Source organism: Collinsella aerofaciens (genome assembly GCF_040915545.1).
Classification (GTDB): domain Bacteria; phylum Actinomycetota; class Coriobacteriia; order Coriobacteriales; family Coriobacteriaceae; genus Collinsella; species Collinsella aerofaciens_BE.
In genome coordinates this window covers 1-1,535 of sequence record NZ_JBCPDH010000071.1, presented here as the reverse complement: position 1 = coordinate 1,535, position 1,535 = coordinate 1, and the positions used below count along the sequence as shown (strand labels likewise).

At 71.7% G+C, this 1,535-nt stretch carries 1 protein-coding gene; it reads right to left on the bottom strand.

Annotated features, from left to right (window positions below; translation table 11 throughout):
- Positions 1 to 280 precede the first annotated feature (280 nt).
- On the bottom strand, positions 281 to 1,402 hold the full coding sequence (locus AB5202_RS09950) for an IS110 family RNA-guided transposase (protein ID WP_368147525.1): 1,122 nt from the start codon (positions 1,400 to 1,402) through the stop codon (positions 281 to 283).
- Positions 1,403 to 1,535: the final 133 nt, after the last annotated feature.

Sequence of the window (1,535 nt, the reverse complement as noted above, 5' to 3'; positions counted from 1 at the left end):
TCATATGACCCAATCCGCTGTCAAGAGCCACAATGGCCCCGCCGACCGCTTGCAATCGGTCGGCGGGGCCTGCCGTTGAACCCGTCCCGGTCCGCCCCCGGCATGTCGTCGACGCCTTCGGCTCAGTCTCATATCCGCGGATACCGCTCCGGCGGCCCGCAATCCTCTCCTTCGGCGGGGCTCCCCAAGTCTGTCGACGCGGATGCGGCGGCCGCCGCGCGCACAGCGAGAACGGGGGTGTCCCCGAAGGCTGCCCGGCTCGCCGGGACGGGGGCTATGTCTATTCGCCGGCCTCCCGGCACATCGCGCCGAGGGCCCACAGCCACCTCACGAGCTCGGCGGCGGTGGCGGCGTTCGCCTTCGCCTGGGGCATGCCCCTCGCGATCATCTCCTCGCGGCGCCGGAGCAGGCGCTCGGACCCCTTCCTCCCGTGCATCCTTATCTCGAGCGGGACTCCGGAGCCCTTGGGCATCAGCTTCGGCTGGTGGCCGGCCTGGGCGTAGCACCAGGACCCCTCGACCGCCAGCTTCCTGACGAGCGCGTTGCCGGCCCCGCTGATCCCGCCGAGGCGCACGGAGTCCGCGCTCGACCTCTGCTTCGGGGCGAGGCCGAAGTAGGCCGTCACCTGCCTGCCGGAGCGGAACCTCGAGAAGTCGCCGACCTCGGACGCGAAGGCGGCGGCGAGCGCGAAGCCGCACCCCTTGATCGACTGGAGCGCCTCGACCTCCGCCGAGAGGGGGCCCGCCGCGACGGCGGCCCTGTACTCGGCGAGGAGGTCGTCGCGCGTCTCGGCGGCCGCCTCGACCTCGCTCCTCAGCGCCGCAAGCGCCCGGATGCCGCCGTCGTCGGCGGGCCGGACCTTGTCGAGCCACCTGAGGAAGTCGTACGTCCAGTACCTCCGGGGGTTTCCGGCCGGCGTCGTGCCGCCGTAGGCGTAGCCCCGGCGGGCCAGGAACGCCAGGAGCCGCTGCTTCGCCGCCGCGAGCCTCGCGGTCGCCGCGTCGTGGGCGGCGGCGAGGTCCCTGAGCCCCTCGATCTCGGGGGACGGCACCCATACCGGGGTGACGTCGTGCGACAGTATCGCCTTGGCCATCCTGGCCGCGTCGTTGCGGTCGTTCTTGGACGAGAGGTCTGCCGCCGACCTCGGGACCCTGGAGACGGCCGCGACGACGCAGTCGACGCCGAGCCCGGAGAGCTCCCTCTGCGGGGCGAAGCCGAGGTAGCCGCTCTCGTAGGCGGCGAGCGACGGGCCCGGGAAGCCCGACATCCACTCCGCGACCTCGCCCCAGGGGTTGCCGCGGAACCTCCTCGTCACGGCCTCGCCCGTCTCCGCGTCGAGCGCGCAGACGGTGGTGGACCTGAGGTGTACGTCCATTCCGAAGGCGGTAGAATATCTAGGCACGGGAGCCTCCCAACCTCGTTGCGGCGCGGCTGCGCCTCTGGCACTTCAACAACATTGTCGCAGCCCCGACCCGCGGTCACGAGCGGGGGCTCCTGTCGTTTCCGTGCCCTCGGATTGGGTCATAGTGTCTGTC